This window comes from Mesorhizobium sp. M6A.T.Cr.TU.017.01.1.1 (genome assembly GCF_004023115.1).
GTDB classification, from domain to species: domain Bacteria; phylum Pseudomonadota; class Alphaproteobacteria; order Rhizobiales; family Rhizobiaceae; genus Mesorhizobium; species Mesorhizobium mediterraneum.
Map to the genome: position 1 here is coordinate 1 of NZ_RZTA01000127.1, position 17,113 is coordinate 17,113.

General features: G+C 63.4%; 25 protein-coding genes. 17 read left to right on the plus strand and 8 right to left on the minus strand.

The window, feature by feature from the left end:
* Window positions 1–758 (plus strand): hypothetical protein (locus tag EOB36_RS28580; RefSeq protein WP_128286195.1); only part of this gene is annotated, 758 nt, incomplete at its 5' end.
* Window positions 759–1,121: 363 nt separating this feature from the next.
* A complete protein-coding gene (locus EOB36_RS28585) occupies window positions 1,122–1,742 on the plus strand; it encodes a nucleoside/nucleotide kinase family protein (RefSeq protein WP_127205563.1) in 621 nt (206 codons plus the stop codon).
* Window positions 1,743–1,789: 47 nt separating this feature from the next.
* Here the strand turns inward: EOB36_RS28585 and EOB36_RS34515 are convergent, their stop codons facing one another.
* The 4 genes from EOB36_RS34515 to EOB36_RS28605 form a co-directional block, all read right to left on the minus strand.
* Window positions 1,790–2,098 (minus strand): hypothetical protein, encoded by a 309-nt coding sequence (locus EOB36_RS34515; protein ID WP_164547066.1) that lies wholly within the window; start codon window positions 2,096–2,098, stop codon window positions 1,790–1,792.
* 143 nt (window positions 2,099–2,241) lie between these two features.
* Complete coding sequence (locus EOB36_RS28595) at window positions 2,242–2,946, minus strand: glutathione S-transferase N-terminal domain-containing protein (RefSeq protein WP_128241626.1); 705 nt, start codon at window positions 2,944–2,946, stop codon at window positions 2,242–2,244.
* A gap of 140 nt (window positions 2,947–3,086) precedes the next feature.
* Window positions 3,087–4,295, minus strand: coding sequence for a beta-ketoacyl-[acyl-carrier-protein] synthase family protein (locus tag EOB36_RS28600; protein ID WP_128286196.1), 1,209 nt, complete (start codon window positions 4,293–4,295; stop codon window positions 3,087–3,089).
* 4 nt (window positions 4,296–4,299) lie between these two features.
* Entirely contained in the window at window positions 4,300–4,554 is a 255-nt protein-coding gene (locus EOB36_RS28605) for an acyl carrier protein (protein ID WP_126104109.1), read from the minus strand.
* Between the two features lie 204 nt (window positions 4,555–4,758).
* On the opposite strand from EOB36_RS28605, the gene EOB36_RS28610 reads away from it, so the two are divergent.
* The 5 genes from EOB36_RS28610 to EOB36_RS28630 are packed head-to-tail and all read left to right on the plus strand — an operon-like array spanning window position 4,759 to window position 7,168.
* Window positions 4,759–5,601, plus strand: a complete 843-nt coding sequence (locus EOB36_RS28610; protein ID WP_164897640.1) for an urease accessory protein UreD — start codon at window positions 4,759–4,761, stop codon at window positions 5,599–5,601.
* Between the two features lie 43 nt (window positions 5,602–5,644).
* A complete protein-coding gene (locus EOB36_RS28615) occupies window positions 5,645–5,947 on the plus strand; it encodes an urease subunit gamma (protein WP_095484607.1) in 303 nt (100 codons plus the stop codon).
* Between the two features lie 24 nt (window positions 5,948–5,971).
* The gene (locus EOB36_RS28620) at window positions 5,972–6,229 is read left to right on the plus strand and encodes a DUF1272 domain-containing protein (protein WP_095484606.1); all 258 of its coding nucleotides are present in this window, start codon (window positions 5,972–5,974) and stop codon (window positions 6,227–6,229) included.
* Between the two features lie 31 nt (window positions 6,230–6,260).
* The gene (locus tag EOB36_RS28625; protein WP_128286197.1) at window positions 6,261–6,854 is read left to right on the plus strand and encodes a HupE/UreJ family protein; all 594 of its coding nucleotides are present in this window, start codon (window positions 6,261–6,263) and stop codon (window positions 6,852–6,854) included.
* A gap of 8 nt (window positions 6,855–6,862) precedes the next feature.
* Complete coding sequence (locus tag EOB36_RS28630; protein WP_077374464.1) at window positions 6,863–7,168, plus strand: urease subunit beta; 306 nt, start codon at window positions 6,863–6,865, stop codon at window positions 7,166–7,168.
* A gap of 26 nt (window positions 7,169–7,194) precedes the next feature.
* Here the strand turns inward: EOB36_RS28630 and EOB36_RS28635 are convergent, their stop codons facing one another.
* The gene (locus EOB36_RS28635; RefSeq protein ID WP_126104106.1) at window positions 7,195–7,689 is read right to left on the minus strand and encodes a hypothetical protein; all 495 of its coding nucleotides are present in this window, start codon (window positions 7,687–7,689) and stop codon (window positions 7,195–7,197) included.
* Window positions 7,690–7,815: 126 nt separating this feature from the next.
* Window positions 7,816–8,193: a hypothetical protein gene (locus EOB36_RS28640; RefSeq protein WP_128286198.1), complete on the minus strand. Its 378-nt coding sequence runs from the start codon at window positions 8,191–8,193 to the stop codon at window positions 7,816–7,818.
* A 178-nt stretch (window positions 8,194–8,371) separates the two neighbouring features.
* Between EOB36_RS28640 and ureC the strand changes: the two genes are divergently transcribed.
* The 8 genes from ureC to EOB36_RS28680 all read left to right on the plus strand — a co-directional run bounded on the left by ureC (window position 8,372) and on the right by EOB36_RS28680 (window position 14,734).
* The gene (gene ureC, locus EOB36_RS28645; RefSeq protein ID WP_128286199.1) at window positions 8,372–10,084 is read left to right on the plus strand and encodes an urease subunit alpha; all 1,713 of its coding nucleotides are present in this window, start codon (window positions 8,372–8,374) and stop codon (window positions 10,082–10,084) included.
* Between the two features lie 197 nt (window positions 10,085–10,281).
* Window positions 10,282–10,770: a DUF29 domain-containing protein gene (locus tag EOB36_RS28650; RefSeq protein ID WP_128286200.1), complete on the plus strand. Its 489-nt coding sequence runs from the start codon at window positions 10,282–10,284 to the stop codon at window positions 10,768–10,770.
* A 58-nt stretch (window positions 10,771–10,828) separates the two neighbouring features.
* Complete coding sequence (locus EOB36_RS28655; protein ID WP_128286201.1) at window positions 10,829–11,422, plus strand: hypothetical protein; 594 nt, start codon at window positions 10,829–10,831, stop codon at window positions 11,420–11,422.
* A gap of 156 nt (window positions 11,423–11,578) precedes the next feature.
* The gene (locus EOB36_RS28660; protein ID WP_128286207.1) at window positions 11,579–12,142 is read left to right on the plus strand and encodes an urease accessory protein UreE; all 564 of its coding nucleotides are present in this window, start codon (window positions 11,579–11,581) and stop codon (window positions 12,140–12,142) included.
* A complete protein-coding gene (locus tag EOB36_RS28665) occupies window positions 12,135–12,806 on the plus strand; it encodes an urease accessory protein UreF (protein WP_128286206.1) in 672 nt (223 codons plus the stop codon). Before EOB36_RS28660 ends, EOB36_RS28665 begins: the two co-directional genes overlap by 8 nt.
* Window positions 12,803–13,243, plus strand: a complete 441-nt coding sequence (locus EOB36_RS28670; protein WP_128286202.1) for a DUF3995 domain-containing protein — start codon at window positions 12,803–12,805, stop codon at window positions 13,241–13,243. Before EOB36_RS28665 ends, EOB36_RS28670 begins: the two co-directional genes overlap by 4 nt.
* A complete protein-coding gene (gene ureG, locus EOB36_RS28675; RefSeq protein ID WP_128286203.1) occupies window positions 13,240–13,881 on the plus strand; it encodes an urease accessory protein UreG in 642 nt (213 codons plus the stop codon). Before EOB36_RS28670 ends, ureG begins: the two co-directional genes overlap by 4 nt.
* An 85-nt stretch (window positions 13,882–13,966) precedes the next feature.
* Window positions 13,967–14,734 carry a class II aldolase and adducin N-terminal domain-containing protein gene (locus EOB36_RS28680; protein ID WP_127291303.1) on the plus strand — a complete coding sequence of 256 codons (768 nt, stop codon included), beginning with the start codon at window positions 13,967–13,969 and terminating at the stop codon, window positions 14,732–14,734.
* 3 nt (window positions 14,735–14,737) lie between these two features.
* Here the strand turns inward: EOB36_RS28680 and EOB36_RS28685 are convergent, their stop codons facing one another.
* A complete protein-coding gene (locus EOB36_RS28685) occupies window positions 14,738–15,370 on the minus strand; it encodes an HAD family phosphatase (RefSeq protein ID WP_095484596.1) in 633 nt (210 codons plus the stop codon).
* 243 nt (window positions 15,371–15,613) lie between these two features.
* Here EOB36_RS28685 and EOB36_RS28690 point away from each other — a divergent pair, with 243 nt between their 5' ends.
* Window positions 15,614–16,573, plus strand: coding sequence for a sugar-binding transcriptional regulator (locus EOB36_RS28690; protein WP_128286204.1), 960 nt, complete (start codon window positions 15,614–15,616; stop codon window positions 16,571–16,573).
* A 21-nt stretch (window positions 16,574–16,594) separates the two neighbouring features.
* Here the strand turns inward: EOB36_RS28690 and EOB36_RS28695 are convergent, their stop codons facing one another.
* Window positions 16,595–16,780, minus strand: coding sequence for a hypothetical protein (locus EOB36_RS28695; protein ID WP_095484594.1), 186 nt, complete (start codon window positions 16,778–16,780; stop codon window positions 16,595–16,597).
* A 110-nt stretch (window positions 16,781–16,890) separates the two neighbouring features.
* On the opposite strand from EOB36_RS28695, the gene EOB36_RS28700 reads away from it, so the two are divergent.
* A partial coding sequence (locus EOB36_RS28700) for a LysR family transcriptional regulator (protein WP_128286205.1) occupies window positions 16,891–17,113 on the plus strand: 223 nt, incomplete at its 3' end.

Here is a 17,113-nt window from a genome sequence, read left to right on the forward strand (position 1 = left end):
AGATCCTGACCTTGCGCGACGACCACCCGTTTCTCTACCAGGAGCATGTCTTTTCCGGCGGTTCGGGCGGCATTTCCGTCGCCCATCATCCGATGACGGTGATGAAGGACGGCGGCAAGCTCGCCTTTTCGCCAAAGCGGTTTGCGGCAACGCCGGACGACCCGTTGGAGCCCGATCCGGCCCGTGGCCGTTTTCTCTTCGCCTATCCGGCCCGCTCATCAGACCTGACGCATTTTCCCGCCGCCGATGGCGGCACGCTCGACCTGACCGACTATCGCATGGACCAGAGCCGGGAGGATTTCGTCACGCTGGTCGAGGCCAACCATAGCGGGCCGGGCTGGACCGCGCTGGCGCGAAAGGCGGAAGCCGATCTCGTTCTGGTGCTGAAGAACCCGGCCGAGCTGCCGGTCACCATGCTGTGGATCAGCAATGGCGGGCGCGACTACGCGCCGTGGAGCGGCCGTCATCGCGGCGTGCTCGGCATCGAGGATGGCCGCACAGCGCTCGGCCATGCCGCCTCGCTGGGCGACAACTGGCTGAAGCGGGAAGGGGTGGCGACCGCCTTTGCTCTGGCTGAAGGTCGCAGCGTCTCGTTCCGCCACGTCATCGGCGCCCTGCCTCAAGAAGCCGACGGCGAGCCGCCGCGCGACATCACAACCGCGCAGGGGCACATGCGCCTCACGGCTGCCAACGGTTCGACCCGGAATGTCGCCTTCGACAGCGATTTCCTGCGGCTCGGCAGGTCGGTCCCAGCCTGAGTGTCCTGGGCGATCGCTTCAGGTTGGAGTTCGCCTTCCATTGCGAGCGTTGGCGCTGCCCCCTCACCCGGTTTGCCAACCGAATTGCAAAGAGCAATTCGGGGCAATCCGACCTCTCCCCGAGGGGAGAGGAGATCGGCAGCGCCGGCTCCTATCTCTCTTCTCCCCAGCGGGGAGAAGGTGGCCGCGAAGCGGCCGGATGAGGGGGCAGTGGCGCCGCCCTCGACAATTGGTCGGTCTTCAACACAAGTAACAAGCGATCATTGCTGAAGCGACTACCCTGGATAACGTCAGTCCCGGATTTGAAATTCCGGCAAACTATCGCCAAGATGCGATCGAAAACACCCAGCCAGAAAGGCTCCGATGTCCGAGATCGCTCATCTCGCCGCCACCATCTTCAAGCGCGCCGGCAAGGCGCAGCGTTTTGTCGTCGCCATCGCCGGTCCTCCGGGCGCCGGCAAGTCGACGCTGTCGACCCGCCTGCATGAACTGCTGCCGGAGGGTGCGGCCGAAATCGTGCCCATGGATGGCTTCCATTACGACGATGTCGTGCTTGAGCGGCGCGGTCTGCGCGCGCGAAAGGGCGCTCCGGAAACTTTTGACTTTGCCGGCTTCGAAACCTTGCTGAAGCGCATCCGCGCGGCCGAGCCCGACATCGCCATTCCGGTGTTCGACCGCAGCATGGAATTGTCGCGCGCCGCCGCCTCGATCATCGCCGCCGACACCAAGTTCATCCTGGTCGAAGGCAATTATCTCTTGCTTGACGAAGAACCCTGGTCGCGACTGGCGCCGCTGTTCGATTTCTCTATTTTCGTCGATGTGCCGCGCGCCGAGCTCGAGCGCCGTCTGCTTGAGCGATGGCACGAGCATGGCCGCTCCGACGAGGACGCTCGTGCCTGGATCGCCTCCAACGACATGCCCAACATCGACCGCGTGCTTGCCCGCCGCCGCCCTGCCGATCTGGTGATTGGCGATCACGCTTGATGCCGCAGCACGGCCCGCCGGAACCTTAGGACTTTCCGACCGTTATGTCAGATACGGCAATGATGCTGACATAAGGGAAACTGTCCGATGGCAACCAAGGCAAGAAAGCCTGCGCCCGGCAAGGGCAGGGCGACTCGATCAAAGGCAACTGAATCAAAGACAGGCGCCGGCCCGGCGGTCGCCGCCCGCTCCAAGGATGCAAAGCCTACTTTCGGCAAGGCGGCGCCGAGGAAAGTGATGCCGGGCGCTGCCAAGGCCACGGCAAAACACGCCAAGCCCAGGAAATCGGAGCCCAGGAAATCGGCAAATGGCGGCTTGGCAGACAGCGCAATGCGCACCGTGAAGGCGACGGCCAATGTTGCGGCCGGTGCGGTTGTCGCCGCGGCCCGGGGCGCTGCGTCCCTTGCCGCTTCCGTCATGGGCAAAGGCAGCCATGGGCAAGGGCGGCGTTAAAACCAAATAGGCCGAGCCGTCCTTTCTGCGCTACCGGCCGGCTCGGTCAGCCCCGAGCGGGGATGTTGAGGCCCTTTTGCACGGCCGGTCGGGCAAGGCCGCGTTCCAGCCATGCCGCGACGTTGGGAAAGTCGTCGAAGCCGACAAGTTCCCGCGCTTCATAGAAGCCGATCAAATTGCGCACCCAGCCCAGCATAGAGATATCGGCGATTGTGTAATCGTCGTCCATGATCCAGCTGCGGTCCTTCAGCCTCGTCTCGAGCACGCCGACCAGCCGCCGCGACTCGTCGCGATAGCGCTCCAGCGGGCGCTTATCGGCGATCTCGCGTCCGGCGAATTTGTGGAAGAAGCCGACTTGGCCGAACATCGGCCCGATAGAGGCCATTTGGAAGAACACCCACTGGATCGTTTCGTAACGCCGCACCGGGTCGGCCGGGATCAGCTGGCCGGTCTTGTCGGTGAGATAGAGCAGGATGGCGCCGGATTCGAAAAGCCCGATCGGCTTGCCGCCCGGGCCGTCCGGATCGATCATCGCCGGTATCTTGCCGTTGGGGTTCAGCGACAGGAATTCCGGCGTCCAGCTTTCGTCCTTGCCGATGTTCACCGCATGCGCCTCGTATGGCAGGCCGAGTTCCTCCAGCGCGATCGACACCTTCACCCCGTTCGGCGTCGGGAACGAATAGAGCTGGATGCGTTCGGGATGTTTGGCCGGCCAGCGCGTGGCGATCGGAAAGGCGGACAGGTCGGTCATCGAAAACTCCTGGGCGGGGATTTTTGCGCGCACGCGGGAGGGGCGGGTCGCAGAGAAATAAGCGTGACGGGCGGCCCGAATCAATATGACGGGTGAAAAGTTTCGCCGTGCCCGGACAACCAGCCGTGAACCGCCTGCGGTCAGACCGCTTTGACCGCCAGCACCGCATTGGTGCCGCCGAAGGCGAAGCTGTTGCTCATCGCAACGCGCACCTTGCGCTCGCGCGCCACATTCGGCGTGATGTCGAGATCGCAATCGGCGTCGGTCTCGCGAAAATTGGCCGTCGGCGGCACGACGCCGTCCCGGATCGCCATGATGCAAGCGATCAGCTCCAGGGCGCCCGACGCGCCGAGGCAGTGGGCGTGCATCGATTTGGTCGACGAGATCGAAAGCCTGTAGGCATGGTCGCCGAAGACGCGCTTGATCGCCGCCGTCTCGATCTGGTCGTTGGCCTTGGTGCCGGTGCCATGCGCATTGAGATAGTCGATGTCTTCCGGATTGAGCCCCGCGTCGACGAGGCAGAAGCGCATCGCCGCCTCCGGCCCTTCGATGGTCGGCGCGACGATATCGGAGGCATCGCCGGAAAGGCCGACCCCGGCAATTTCGGCGAGAATTGTGGCGCCGCGCGCCACCGCATGCTCATAGGTTTCCAGAACCGCCATGCCGGCGCCTTCGCCGAGCACCAGGCCCTGGCGATCGGCCGAAAATGGCCGGCACGTGTCAGGCGCCAGCACCCGCAGCGCCTCCCAGCCTTTCAGGATGCCCCAGACCAGCGGCGCATCGGTGCCGCCGGCGACCATGATATCGGCGCGGCCGAGCCTGATCTGGTCGACCGCCGAGGCGATCGCGTGATTGGACGAGGAGCAGGCCGAGGTGATGCCGAAGACCGGTCCACGCAGGCCGAGATCCATGCTGACATGGCCGGCCGCAGCGCCCGGCATCACTTTCGGCACGGTGAAGATCCCGGTGCGATTCTTGCCTTCGAGCAGGATGGCGCGATAGCTCTCTTCGATCGCCTCCCAGCCGCAGACGCCGACGCCGACGATGGCGCCCATCCTGTAGGTGTTGGCTGCGTGCGAGGTCAGCCCGGCTTGTTGCGCGGCCTCCCGCGCGGCGATCGTCGCCAAAAGGCTGAAGCGGTCCATCGACACGACCTGCTTGCGGTCGATACCGTGATCGGGAAGCGTCTTGATTTCGCAGCCGACCCTGACTTTCAGGTCATGCAGCTCCGAATTGACGATTGGACCGATGGCCGAACGGCCGGCGCGCATCTCGCCCCAGATCGCGGGTGCATTGGTGCCGAGCCCGCATAGGCCGCCGATGCCGGTAATGACGATGCGCTTGTGCATTCAGTCAGGCTTTTTTCGCGATCAGCGCGCGAACCGCCTCGACCATGTCGCCGACGTTCTTCAGGTTGCTCCAGGCATCGACCGTGTTCATCTCGATCTCGATGCCATACTGTTCCTCGAGGTCGAAGATGATCTCCGTCAGTTCCAGCGAATGGATGCCAAGTGAGGTCAGTTCGGTAGTGGTGGTGATTTCTTCGCCACCGGGCTCGGCATGAGCCTTGATCTTCGCGATGATGTCCGTTGCCAGCTGGTCAGCCATTCGGTTCCTTCCCCAACCTTGTCGTTTCTCGACGCCAACGGATCAGCGCCCCTTTTTTCCCGGATTCAAAATCGTCATCGTCGCCTTTTACCCCGTCAGGCGCTGCATGACAGTACCAAGGTGGCTCCCTCTATAGAAACCGAAACGTTGTCAAGCAACAAGCTATATATCGACAAAGGCGCCGCTGTGCTTAACGTTGGCGCCGTGGATACGATCGAACATGGCCTGACCTCGGTGCTGCCGGCCCAGCGCGTCGCCGGAATGGCGCAGCTTGGCTGCGACAGGAATGGCGACCGCACGCGTCTTCGGCGCCTCTATCAGGATGGGTCCGCCAAGATCCGCATGCCGGCCGTCTCGGCCGATCCGCTCGAGGCCGTCTTGATCAACACCGCCGGCGGGTTGACCGGCGGCGACCGCCTTGGCTGGGAGGTCGATGTCGGCGCCGGCGCCTCCGCCACCATAACGACCCAGGCCTGCGAGAAGATCTACCGTGCCGCATCCGATCGCGCCGAGGTGCGGGTGAAGCTGACGGTCGGCGCTGGCGGTCGCATCGCCTGGCTGCCGCAGGAAACCATCGTCTTCGATCGATCGGCCTTTGCCCGCAGGCTCGACCTGGAGCTTGCCGCCGGTGCCGAGGCGCTGGTGCTCGAGGCGACCGTCTTCGGCCGCCTCGCCATGGGCGAGCGCGCGGCGCACGGCAGCTTCCACGACCGCTGGCGCGTCAGTCAGGACGGAGCGCTTGTTCATGCCGAGGATTTCCGCATCGGGCCCGGCATTGCGGCCATTCTGGGCCGTTCCGCGGTGGCCGGCGGCGCCATAGCAATGGCGACGGTGCTGATGATCTCGCCGCGGGTGGAGGCTTTGCTCGATCCGGCCCGGGACATTATCGGCGGCCAGGGCGACGCCAGTGTCTGGAGCGTGAAGAAATCTGGCAAGCTTCTTGCGAGGCTGTTTGCCGAGGACGGCTACCAGCTCCGCAAGCGGCTGGTTCCGCTCGTCGAATTGCTCAACGGGCGGGCGGGTCTGCCCAAATTATGGTCACTCTGATTCCGATTACGCCACTCCTGATTAAGCCATCCTAGGGAAACGCATGAACCTGACGCCAAGGGAAAAGGACAAGCTGCTCATCGCCATGGCGGCGATCGTGGCGCGCAAGCGGCTCGAACGCGGCGTCAAGCTCAATCACCCGGAGGCGATCGCGCTGATCACCGACTTTGTCGTCGAGGGCGCCCGCGACGGCCGCCAGGTCGCCGAGCTGATGGAGGCCGGCGCCCATGTCGTCAGCCGCGCGCAGGTTATGGAGGGCATCGCCGAGATGATCCACGACGTCCAGGTCGAGGCGACGTTTCCCGACGGCACCAAGCTGGTCACCGTGCACGAGCCGATAAGGTGAGGCCGATAAGGTGAGGAGAGGAAAATGCTTGAGCTGCGACCCAACTGTGAATGCTGCGACAAGGACCTGCCGCCTGAGGCAATGGACGCGCTGATCTGCACCTTCGAATGCACCTTCTGCGCCGATTGCGTGGCAAATGTGCTGGCCGGCGCCTGCCCGAATTGCGGCGGCAATTTCTCCATGCGCCCGATTCGGCCGGCGGCGATGCTGATGAAATATCCCGCTTCGACAAAGCGCGTCTTCAAGGCCGAGGGCTGCGGTCCGGCCCGCGATGCCGCGTGACGGCACGATCCTGACAACGGAAGGCATATCGATGGTTCCCGCAACGATCAAACGCACGTCCCTCTCGGCGGTCCTGCTTCTCGCCGCTGCAATGCCCGCCTATGCCCATGTCGGCATCGGCACGACCTCGTCCTGGTCAGCCGGCTTCATGCATCCGCTCTCCGGCCTCGACCACCTGACGGCGATGATCGCGGTCGGGCTGTGGGCGGCCCTCAAGGGCGGCAAGGCGGTTGTCGCATGGCCGCTCGCATTCGTCGGCGTCATGCTGGCGGGCGGCGCGCTCGGCATGCTGCAGGTGCCGTTGCCGTTCATCGAACCGGGCATACTGGCGTCGGTCGTGGCGCTGGGACTGCTGGTCGCGCTTGCGGTCGATCTTCCCGTCTCGGCCGGCGTCGCCATCATCGGCCTGTTTGCGCTGTTCCACGGTCACGCCCATGGCACCGAAGTGCCTGAAAACGCCAGCGGGCTCGGTTATATGGCCGGCTTTGCCGTCGCCACTGCGCTGCTCCATGCCACCGGCCTCATTGCCGGTCTTGGCCTCGGCATCAGGTTCCCAGGCCTTGCGCGCGCCGCCGGCGGCGCCTGTGCGGCCGTCGGTGCCGGCCTCGCCTTCGGCGTCTTGTGAGGCTGGCGATGATCCCGGGCGAAATCATCACGGCAGGCGGCGAGATCGAACTGAACAAGGGCCAGCCGACCATCACGATGAAAGTGGCCAACAGCGGCGACCGGCCGATCCAGGTCGGCAGCCACTATCACTTCTTCGAGACCAATGAGGGGTTGAAATTCGATCGCGACAAGGCGCGGGGCATGCGCCTCGACATTGCAGCCGGCACGGCCATGCGCTTCGAGCCCGGCCAGGAGCGCGACGTCACGCTGGTGCCGCTCGGCGGCAAGCGTGAAGTCTATGGGTTTCAGCAGAAGATCATGGGCGCGCTGTGATATCCAAGGCGTCGAGCAGTTCCGGCTCAGCTGGGTGGCTTGGCCGCCGCGTAGATGACGACCTTTCCGGGATCGTCGAATTCCACGGCGAGAACGTCTTCGGTCAGCACGCGTCGCGAGTCGATGGCGTTGAACAGCAATGCGTTCGCCTCGATCTCCTTGCGCAGTTCCGCAATGTCTTCCTGATGTTCCTTAACCTTGGTCTCGATCTCCGGCGGCGGACCGCCTTCCGTGCGCGCCGCATCGGTGAGGAACACGATATCGACCTTGTCGAGCTTGGAGGTCTTGCGCACCGCGCCGATGTTTTCACGCGTCCGGTCGATCGCCGTGGCGACTTTGCCGGCTTCCACAGCCGTGTTGGTCTCTTCCTGCCCAACCTCCGAGCCGATGATCCTGTTGACGGTGTCCGGGCCTTCGAGACCCTGCGCATTCAGCGCGGCCTGAGGAACGGTCGCCGCGAGAAACGCAGTTGCGGCAATCATATGCAGCCATCTTGTGTCGGGGAAGGTGGTGATCGCCATCGCTCGCTCTCAGAGCCTCCTGCGAGACTCGTTTCTAGGCCAAAAAGTCGAAACGTGTTCTGCCCTGCGAAGGTTCCCTCCCCGATGCGGCGGGCCGACCTTGTGCCGGCCCGCCATAGCGTATCGTCAGCTCGCTTTCTTGGTGATCAAGGTCAGCGCGCCATTGGTGTCCATGCTGGCGGCGATCACTTGCGCCGAGGTGAGTCCTTTGGCTTCGAGCGCGGACTTGACCTGGGGCGTCGCGTCGATCGAGCTGCGCAATTTCTGCAGGCCATCCTCGCCGCGCTTGGCGATCACTTCATTGACCTTCGTCTTCGTTTCCTCGGGCAGTTCTTCGATGTCGACGACATTGACGGTCTGAATCGCCGGCACTTCCGGCTGAGCGCCGGGCGCCGCGGGAGCGGGCGAAGCCGGCGGCGGCTGCTGCGCGGGCTGTTGCTGGGCACTGGCAGCGGTCGCGAGCAGGAGGGTGGCGGCGGCTGCGAGACGTATCGTTTTGCGCATGGATCTTCCTTTCCATCGATTGGCAAACGGTCGTTTTGGGGTGGCCCAGCCACCTCAAACGTTAAATGGGATCGGAAAGTGTCGCCCAGCGGGTCATTGCGTGACCATAGGATGGCGACAATGTGGGGCCGGGCTTCGGCCGGCTGTATTTTGGGCCGCATTTCAGGAGCAATTGCCGATGGCTAGAATCACCCGCGCCGCCTATGCCCAGATGTACGGCCCGACCGTCGGCGACAAGGTGCGGCTTGCCGATACCGAGCTGTTCATCGAGGTCGAGAAGGATCTCACCCTTCATGGCGAAGAGGTGAAATTCGGCGGCGGCAAAGTCATCCGCGACGGCATGGGCCAGAGCCAGGTTTCCCGCGCCCAAGGCGCGGTCGACACCGTCATCACCAATGCGCTGGTCGTCGATGCGTCAGGCGGCATCTTCAAGGCCGATATTGGCCTCAAGGACGGCCGCATCGCCGCGATCGGCAAGGCCGGCAATCCGGATATGCAAAACGGCGTCACCATCATCATCGGCCCCGGCACCGAGATCATCGCCGGCGAGGGCAAGATCCTCACCGCTGGCGGCTTCGACGCGCATATCCACTTCATCTGCCCGCAGCAGATCGAGGAAGCGCTGATGTCAGGCATCACCACCATGCTCGGCGGCGGCACCGGCCCGGCGCATGGCACGCTCGCGACGACCTGCACGCCTGGGCCGTGGCATATGGCGCGCATGATCCAGTCCTTCGACGCCTTCCCGATGAACATCGGCCTGTCGGGCAAGGGCAACGCATCGTTGCCGGCCGCGCTTGAAGAGATGGTGCTGGGCGGCGCCTGCTCGCTGAAGCTGCACGAGGATTGGGGCACGACGCCCGCGGCAATCGACTGCTGCCTGTCGGTCGCCGACGATTACGACGTGCAGGTGATGATCCACACCGACACGCTGAACGAGTCCGGCTTTGTCGAGAACACGGTGGCGGCCATCAAGGGCCGCACCATCCACGCTTTCCACACCGAGGGCGCCGGCGGCGGCCATGCGCCGGACATCATCAAGGTTTGCGGCCTGCCCAACGTCATCCCGTCATCGACCACCCCGACCCGCCCCTACACCGTCAACACGCTGGCCGAGCATCTCGACATGCTGATGGTCTGCCATCATCTGTCGCCGTCGATCCCCGAAGACATCGCCTTTGCCGAAAGCCGCATCCGCAAGGAGACCATCGCCGCCGAAGACATTTTGCACGACATCGGCGCCTTCTCGATCATCTCGTCCGACAGTCAGGCGATGGGCCGCGTCGGCGAAGTGGCGATCCGCACCTGGCAGACCGCCGACAAGATGAAGCGCCAGCGCGGTTCGCTGCCGCAGGAAACCGGCAACAACGACAATTTCCGCGTCCGCCGCTACATCGCCAAATACACGATCAACCCGGCCATCGCGCATGGCCTGTCGAACGAGATCGGCTCGGTGGCGGTCGGCAAGCGCGCCGATCTGGTGCTGTGGAACCCGGCCTTCTTCGGCGTCAAGCCTGACATGGTGCTGATCGGCGGCATGATCGCCGCCGCCCCGATGGGCGATCCCAACGCCTCGATCCCGACGCCGCAGCCGATGCACTACCGGCCGATGTTCGGCGCCTATGGCAAGGCGATGACCAATTCGTCGGTGACCTTCGTTTCCAAGGCCGCGCTCGATGCCGGCCTGCGCGGCAGGCTCGGCGTCGACAAAAAGATGGTCGCCGTCGAAAACACCCGCGGCGGCATCGGCAAGCACTCGATGGTGCTCAACGACGCCACCCCGCATGTCGAGGTCGACCCTGAAACCTATGAGGTCCGCGCCGACGGTGAATTGCTCACCTGCGAGCCGGCCACGGTGCTGCCGATGGCACAAAGGTACTTTTTGTTCTAACCAATCAACTTCACCAAAGTTCATGAATTGGTCAAATGTCTCTGACGGCTAAGTGCGCGCGTTCTGTCAGCTGCTCGCCCAAAACTGTGCACGGATTGTCAACCGCCGCGCTGAAAACGCTTCGGAGAAGCGCCTGATCGGCTCCATCTTTTGCTTCCAACTTGGAAATCTGGACCCTTTGGAGCAATATACGCTGGATGAACAAGATTTTTCGAAAACAGCAATTGACGCCCTACGAGGCCGACTATGCTCAGTGGTGCGCCGAACAAGGCGCGCTGCTGCGCGAAGGTCGTCTGTCCGACCTCGATCGAGAAAATCTGGCGGAGGAGATCGAGAGTTTGGGGCGTAGCGACAAAAGAGAGATCAGAAGCAGGCTGGGCAACTTGCTACTGCACCTCCTCAAATGGCAATTTCAACCCGAGAAGCGTAAAGCAGGATGGTTGATGACAATCCGCGAGCAGCGATATCAGATCGAAAACCTGCTCGACGAAAGCCCAAGCCTGAAAGCTTATCTTGGGCAACAGCTCGGACGGGAATTCAGGATGGCGAGGCTAAAGACGGCCGACGAGACGGGTCTGAACGAGCGGGATTTTCCTGTCGACTGCCCGTATTCGATCAGAGACATACTCCACCACGATTTTTTTCCGGGTGCTCCCTGGTCGTCGGATCAACTTATCCGCGATTAAGCCTTTAGACCGCGACGCTTTAAACAGCCCCATTGCACCGAATCCTCCTTGGGCGTTTATGAACCAGCAACTCCCTTACGCCCACGACATATTCCCCCACATCCGCATCATCTTGGGCATGGTGATCGGGCTTGGCGTCACGCGGCTGCTGTCCGGGGTGGCCCGCATTGTCCAGCATCCCGGGCAGTACCGGCTCTATTCGGTGCATCTGGCCTGGGTTGTGTCGGTGCTCTTGATGCTGGTGCATTTCTGGTGGTGGGAGTTCGGCCTGTTTCAGATCGAGACCTGGACCTTCGGCAAGTACCTGTTCATCATCTTCTACGCAGTCACGCTGTTCCTGCTCTGCGCGCTGCTGTTTCCGGACTCAATGCTGGACTACACCAGCTACGAGGATTTTTTCTACTCGCGCCGCGCCTGGTTCTTCGGCCTGCTGGCGGCGACTTATCTGCTCGATGTGATCGACACGCTGCTGAAAGGGCCCGAGCATTTTGCCCGCTTCGGCGTTGAATATTTGTTCCGCACCCCGGTGTTCGTTGCGCTTTGTGTTATCGCGATCCTCGTCAGCGACCGTCGCTTCCACATCGCCTTTGTCGCCGCCGCCCTCGTCTACCAGATATCGTTTATCCTGCGGCTCTTCGACACGATCGTTTGACTACAGCGCCGCGCGTCCTTTCGGACGCGCGAAGGACGCTGTAGAAACTTGACTTGGCGCATGATCCTTTCCGAAATCGAATTCGATTTCGGGGTCATGCGCTGGCATTGGGTCGATGCCTGGAACGGACTAAGCTTTTTGCAAGGCAGGTGTTACATGAAGCTCGATATCCGCACCGACTTCACCAAATTCCCGCGCGCCGTCTCGGTGCTTGCCGCCGGCGAAGCGGGAGCGGTCACGCCATATGATCGGGCCGTGCTTGCCCATGACGAGCGGCACCTGCGCCGCCGTGCCATCGAGACTTCAGGCGGCGACAAGATACTGGTCGACCTGCCCGAGCCGGTTGCTTTGGGCGATCGCGACCGGCTGGTGCTTGAGGATGGCCGCCATGTCGAGATCATCGCCGCGGAGGAGCCGCTCTACGACATCCGCGCCTTGAGCCCTGTTCATCTGACCGAGCTCGCCTGGCATATCGGCAACCGCCATCTGGCGGCCGCCATCGACGCGGAACGCATACTCATCCTGCGCGATCATGTCATCAAGGCGATGCTGGAAGGGCTGGGCGCGACCGTGCGCGACGTCTCCGAACCGTTCGTGCCGGTGCGTGGTGCCTATTCCGGCCATGGCCACGGCCATGCCGAGGCGCATGCACACAGCCACGCTGAGGCGCATTCCCATGCCCACAGCGAATCGCACTCCCACAGCCATGATCATGACTGACCAGCCTTCCAACGTTGCCCTGTTGCGGCTGATGGCGTGGCTGTCGCCTTCCTTTCCGGTCGGCGGCTTTTCCTACAGCCATGGCCTCGAACGCGCCGTGCACGACGGACTGGTTGCCGACAGCAAAGACCTCGCCGCATGGCTGGAGACGCTGGTCGAGATGGGCTCGGGCTGGAACGATGCCGTGCTGTTCGCCGAAAGCTGGCGGCGCGCGCGGCAAGCCGGTGATCTCGACGAGATCGCCGCACTCGCCGAGGCATTGGCCGGCTCGCGCGAGCGTCACACCGAAACCATGCTGCAGGGCGCGGCCTTCCTGAAGGCGGCATCTGCCTGGCCGTGTCAGGCGCTGGCCCGTCTGCCGGCCGAATGCGCCTATTGCGTCGCCGTCGGCGCGGTGGCCGGTGGCAACGGCATCGCGCTGCAGGACGCGCTCTCCGCCTTCTTGCAGACCTTCTTTTCCAATCTCGTGCAAGCCGCGATCAGGCTCGGCGTCGTCGGCCAGACCGGCGCCACCGCGCTGCTCGCCGGCTTCGAGCCGCTGGCACTGGAAACGGCGTCCCGTGCCTCCAATTCGACGCTTGACGATCTCGGCGGCTGCGCCTTCGTCTCCGACATCATGGCGATGAAGCACGAAACCCAGTATTCCCGGCTGTTCCGCTCATGATCGTGCTTGCCTTCATTCTCTCGCTCGTCCTGCTGCTGATCACCACGCTGCATGTCTATTGGGGCATTGGCGGCATCTGGCCGGGCAGGGACGCTGCCTCCTGCGCCCGCGCGGTGGTCGGCTTTCGCGGCGTCGACGAGATGCCGGCGCCCTTCGCTTCTTTTGCCGTTGCTGCCTGCCTCGGCCTGGCGACGCTGTGGCCGATGGCGCTTGAAGGCGTGTTTGCCACGCCCTTTCCCAAGGCCGGGCTTGCCGCCACGGCGCTGCTCATCGCGCTGGTCTTCCTCGGGCGCGGCATTGCCGGTTTCACGCCCTGGTGGCGCCGGCTGACGCCGGAACAGCCTTTCGCGCGGCTCGATGTCAGTTACTATTCGCAGCTGTGCCTGTTGATCGGGCTCGGCTTCGCAGTGCTCGCCCTCACGGAGTTCCCTAGATGACCCAAGCCAACGGTCCTCTTCGCATCGGCATCGGCGGCCCCGTCGGCTCCGGCAAGACGACGCTCACCGAAAAGCTCTGCAAGGCACTGCGCGACGAGTTTTCCATCGCCGTCGTCACCAACGATATCTACACCAAGGAAGACGCCATGATGCTGGCCCGGCTTCAGGCACTGCCCGAGGATCGCATCATGGGTGTCGAGACCGGCGGTTGCCCGCACACCGCCATCCGTGAGGACGCCTCGATCAATCTGCAGGCGATCGCCGAGATGACCAAAAAATTCCCGGATCTCGACATCGTCTTCATCGAATCGGGCGGCGACAACCTTGCCGCCACGTTTTCCCCCGACCTCGCTGATCTGACGCTCTATGTCGTCTCGGTCTGCCAGGGCGAGGAGATCCCGCGCAAGGGCGGCCCGGCGATCACCCGGTCCGACTTCCTGGTCATCAACAAGAGCGATCTCGCCCCCTATGTGAACGTCAATCTCGATGTCATGGAGGCAGATGCTGCCCGCATGCGCGGCAAACGGCCGTTCGGCTTCACCGATCTGTCACGCGGCAAGGGCCTGCAGGAGGTGATCGATTTCATCGTCGAGCATGGCGGGCTGCGGGTCGACGCGGCCAGAAGCACAGCGGCGTAAGGCAACGCGCTCGCCTGCACCAAACGAAACCGGTTGCGCGTCCCGCCGGCGCGCGGCATCCTTGCTTCTTTCACGGAGGTTTTCGATGAGCATCGCCCGCCTGCAGAAGGAAATGCTGACCAACCTGCCTTTCTACGAGGAGCGCGTCGATCTGGCTTGCGCCTTCCGCTGGACGGCGCGGCTCAACATGCACGAGGCGGTGGCCAATCATTTCTCGCTGGCCGTCAACGATGGCGGCTCGCAATTCCTGATGAATCCCAACCAGGTGCATTTCTCGCGCATCAAGGCGAGCGACCTGCTGCTGATCGACGCCAACGACCCCGACACCCTCTCCGGCCCGAATGCGCCCGACCCGACGGCATGGGGCCTGCACGGCGCCATCCATCGCAATGTGCGTCATGCGCGTTGTGTCATGCATGTGCACTCGATCCACGCCACCGTGCTCGCCTCGCTCGCCGACTCGACGCTGCCGCCGATCGACCAGAACTCGGCGATCTTCTTCAACCGCCACGTCGTCGACGGCCACTATGGCGGGCTCGCCTTCGAGGAGGAGGGCGAACGCTGCTCGCAGCTGCTTACCGATCCGAAGGTCAAGGTGATGGTCATGGGCAACCATGGCGTGCTGGTCATCGGCGATACCGTTGCCGACACCTTCAACCGCATGTTCTATTTCGAGCGCGCCGCCGAGACCTATATCAAGGCGCTGTGGACCGGCCGTCCGCTGCGGGTCCTGCCGGATGAAATCGCGGAAAAAGCAGCGCTGGAGCAAGAGGACTATCCCGGCCAGGCCGAACGGCACCTGTCTGAATTGAAGGCGATCCTCGACGAGCAGGAGCCTGTTTACCGGAACTGATACTTAAAGCCCCAGCTCCGCCCGCAATTCGTCGGCGCTGTTGATGACGATCGCGCCGGGCGGCCCGTCCATAGGCGCCTCCGGCCAGAAGATCGTCCTCATCCCCGCCGCCAGCCCCGCCGTGGCGCCGGTCACGCTGTCGTCGACGGCCACGGCATCGGCCGGATCGACACCGGCCAGCCAAGCGGCGCGCAGGAAGGGTTCGGCGTGCGGCTTGCCCTCGTGCACGTCATTGCGGCTGATTGTCTTCATGCCGGGATAGAAGAGGCCAACCGCGCGCAGATTGGCATCGACGATCAGCCGGTCGGAATTGGACACCACCGCCTGCGCCACGCCAAGCGCTCGCAGCTCGTTAAAAATCTCAATCGCGCCGATGCGCGGCTTCAGCGTCTCGGCCATCGGCAGATAGTGATCGTATTTGCGCACGATCCAGTCGTCGAAGGGCAGGTCGAGGCCGAACTCGTCGCGCAGCATCTCGTAGACCGGCCATGCCGCAATGCCCAGCACCCGCTCATGCAGGTTGGCCGGCGCCGCGATGCCGACGCTGTGCAGCGCCGCCACCAGCGCCGCCTCGTGCAACGGCTCGCTATCGACCAGCGTGCCGTCCATGTCCCAGAAAACCGCTTTCGGCGTCATGCGAGGCTCCTTTGTCTGAATCCCTTAAAGGGTTTGCGTCGGGAGATAAACCGCCGCGCCTGACTGCACGGACATTGCGGGACTTCAAAAATTGCTTGGCTACAATCATCCACTCGAAACACCACAGGCGCCTCGGCAGTTCACCTAAGCAATTGCTCTGGTGATAGGCAATTGCGCACAAGCGCATTCCCCCTTAAAAGTGAAGCGCCCCCGCATTGATGCTCGGGGCAGGGAGGCAGCAAGTTGAATTCCCGGCAGGACAGCGGCAGCAACAGGCTGGACGACGCGGCACGCGCCGGCTGGCTCTACTATGTCGCCGGCAACACGCAGGACCAGATCGCCTCGACGCTCGGCATCTCACGGCAGACGGCGCAGCGGCTTGTGTCGCTGGCGGTGTCGGAAGGGCTGATCAAGGTGCGCGTCGACCACCCGATCGCCAATTGCCTCGATCTCGCGGCGCGACTGAAATCGCGCTTCGCGCTCGAGCTGGTCGAGGTGGTGCCGAGCGATCCTGCTTCCTCCTCGACCATCATCGGCGTCGCCGAGGCGGCGGCGGCCGAGATTGAACGGCGGCTGCGGTCGCCGACGCCGATCGTCATGGCGATCGGCACCGGCCGCACGCTGAAGGCGGCAATCGAGCAGCTGCCGCCGATGGAATGCCCTCAGCACAAGGTCGTGTCGCTGACCGGCAACATCTCGCCCGACGGCTCGGCCGCCTTCTACAACGTCATCTTCACCATGGCCGACAGGGTCAAGGCGCGCTCCTTCCCGATGCCGTTGCCGGTCATCGCCTCCTCGCCGGAGGAGCGCGAGATGCTGCTCAGCCAACCGATGATTCAACCGACGCTGGCGCTTGCAGCGGAAGCCGACGTCACGTTCATCGGCATCGGCGATCTCGGCCCGAAGGCGCCGCTCTATGAAGACGGCTTCATTTCGGAAAGTGAATTGAAGGCGCTGCAGAAAGCCGGCGGCGTCGCCGAGATCGTCGGTTGGGTCTTCGATCGCGAAGGCCGGATGATCGAGGGCATCACCAATGACAGGGTGTCTTCGGCGTCGCTGCCGTCGCGCGAAAAGTCTCTGGTGATCGCGCTCGCCATGGGCGAGCGGAAGCTGCCCGGCATCCTTGCGGCTGTAAACCGGCGGCTGGTCAACGGCCTCATCACCGACGAGCGGACCGCCGCCGCTTTGCTGGCGGCCAGTTGATTAGGGATAAGTCCAGCAAGGCTATTTGTGCCGACCGTAAGGATCGTTGCCATCGAGAAAACCCATGTCGCGCTGCAGATGCGACGGCAGTTCCCTTATGTCGAGATAGGCCCGTTTTCTCGCCGCGTGCCGTGCAAGCCCGCGCGCCAGCCGCGAAAACCAGCTTTGGCCTGGCGTTAGAAACAGCTTTTCCTGGATCGTGGTCATGATCGTCAGCCTTCGCTATGCTTGAACTGATTGATGCGTCGACCACAAATATCGGCTTCACGGCGCCTTGCTGCCAATCAAACGTCGATCACGGCCCATAAGGAGGGCTTATGCCTGAACTCAAGTCACGGCAGGTCTCCCAACTCCCTCCGCTTCAGGCGATCCGCGTGTTCGAGGCGGTGGCGCGGCATCTTTCCTTCACCAAGGCCGCCGGCGAGCTTGGCATGACGCAGGCGGCGGCGAGCTATCAGATCAAGCTTCTGGAGGAGCGCGTCGGCGCGCCTCTGTTCTTGCGCCGGCCAAGGCAGATCGTGCTGACCGAGGCGGGGCAAC

Excerpts from the sequence above, each read along its gene's own strand:
- EOB36_RS28585 (WP_127205563.1), top strand. The coding sequence starts at position 1,122 with ATGTCCGAGATCGCTCATCTCGCCGCCACCATCTTCAAGCGCGCCGGC.
- EOB36_RS28595 (WP_128241626.1), bottom strand. The coding sequence starts at position 2,946 with ATGACCGACCTGTCCGCCTTTCCGATCGCCACGCGCTGGCCGGCCAAA.
- EOB36_RS28600 (WP_128286196.1), bottom strand. The coding sequence starts at position 4,295 with ATGCACAAGCGCATCGTCATTACCGGCATCGGCGGCCTATGCGGGCTC.
- EOB36_RS28605 (WP_126104109.1), bottom strand. The coding sequence starts at position 4,554 with ATGGCTGACCAGCTGGCAACGGACATCATCGCGAAGATCAAGGCTCAT.
- EOB36_RS28615 (WP_095484607.1), top strand. The coding sequence starts at position 5,645 with ATGAACCTGACGCCAAGGGAAAAGGACAAGCTGCTCATCGCCATGGCG.
- EOB36_RS28620 (WP_095484606.1), top strand. The coding sequence starts at position 5,972 with ATGCTTGAGCTGCGACCCAACTGTGAATGCTGCGACAAGGACCTGCCG.
- EOB36_RS28625 (WP_128286197.1), top strand. The coding sequence starts at position 6,261 with ATGGTTCCCGCAACGATCAAACGCACGTCCCTCTCGGCGGTCCTGCTT.
- EOB36_RS28630 (WP_077374464.1), top strand. The coding sequence starts at position 6,863 with ATGATCCCGGGCGAAATCATCACGGCAGGCGGCGAGATCGAACTGAAC.
- EOB36_RS28635 (WP_126104106.1), bottom strand. The coding sequence starts at position 7,689 with ATGGCGATCACCACCTTCCCCGACACAAGATGGCTGCATATGATTGCC.
- EOB36_RS28640 (WP_128286198.1), bottom strand. The coding sequence starts at position 8,193 with ATGCGCAAAACGATACGTCTCGCAGCCGCCGCCACCCTCCTGCTCGCG.
- ureC (WP_128286199.1), top strand. The coding sequence starts at position 8,372 with ATGGCTAGAATCACCCGCGCCGCCTATGCCCAGATGTACGGCCCGACC.
- EOB36_RS28650 (WP_128286200.1), top strand. The coding sequence starts at position 10,282 with ATGAACAAGATTTTTCGAAAACAGCAATTGACGCCCTACGAGGCCGAC.
- EOB36_RS28655 (WP_128286201.1), top strand. The coding sequence starts at position 10,829 with ATGAACCAGCAACTCCCTTACGCCCACGACATATTCCCCCACATCCGC.
- EOB36_RS28660 (WP_128286207.1), top strand. The coding sequence starts at position 11,579 with ATGAAGCTCGATATCCGCACCGACTTCACCAAATTCCCGCGCGCCGTC.
- EOB36_RS28665 (WP_128286206.1), top strand. The coding sequence starts at position 12,135 with ATGACTGACCAGCCTTCCAACGTTGCCCTGTTGCGGCTGATGGCGTGG.
- EOB36_RS28670 (WP_128286202.1), top strand. The coding sequence starts at position 12,803 with ATGATCGTGCTTGCCTTCATTCTCTCGCTCGTCCTGCTGCTGATCACC.
- ureG (WP_128286203.1), top strand. The coding sequence starts at position 13,240 with ATGACCCAAGCCAACGGTCCTCTTCGCATCGGCATCGGCGGCCCCGTC.
- EOB36_RS28680 (WP_127291303.1), top strand. The coding sequence starts at position 13,967 with ATGAGCATCGCCCGCCTGCAGAAGGAAATGCTGACCAACCTGCCTTTC.
- EOB36_RS28685 (WP_095484596.1), bottom strand. The coding sequence starts at position 15,370 with ATGACGCCGAAAGCGGTTTTCTGGGACATGGACGGCACGCTGGTCGAT.
- EOB36_RS28695 (WP_095484594.1), bottom strand. The coding sequence starts at position 16,780 with ATGACCACGATCCAGGAAAAGCTGTTTCTAACGCCAGGCCAAAGCTGG.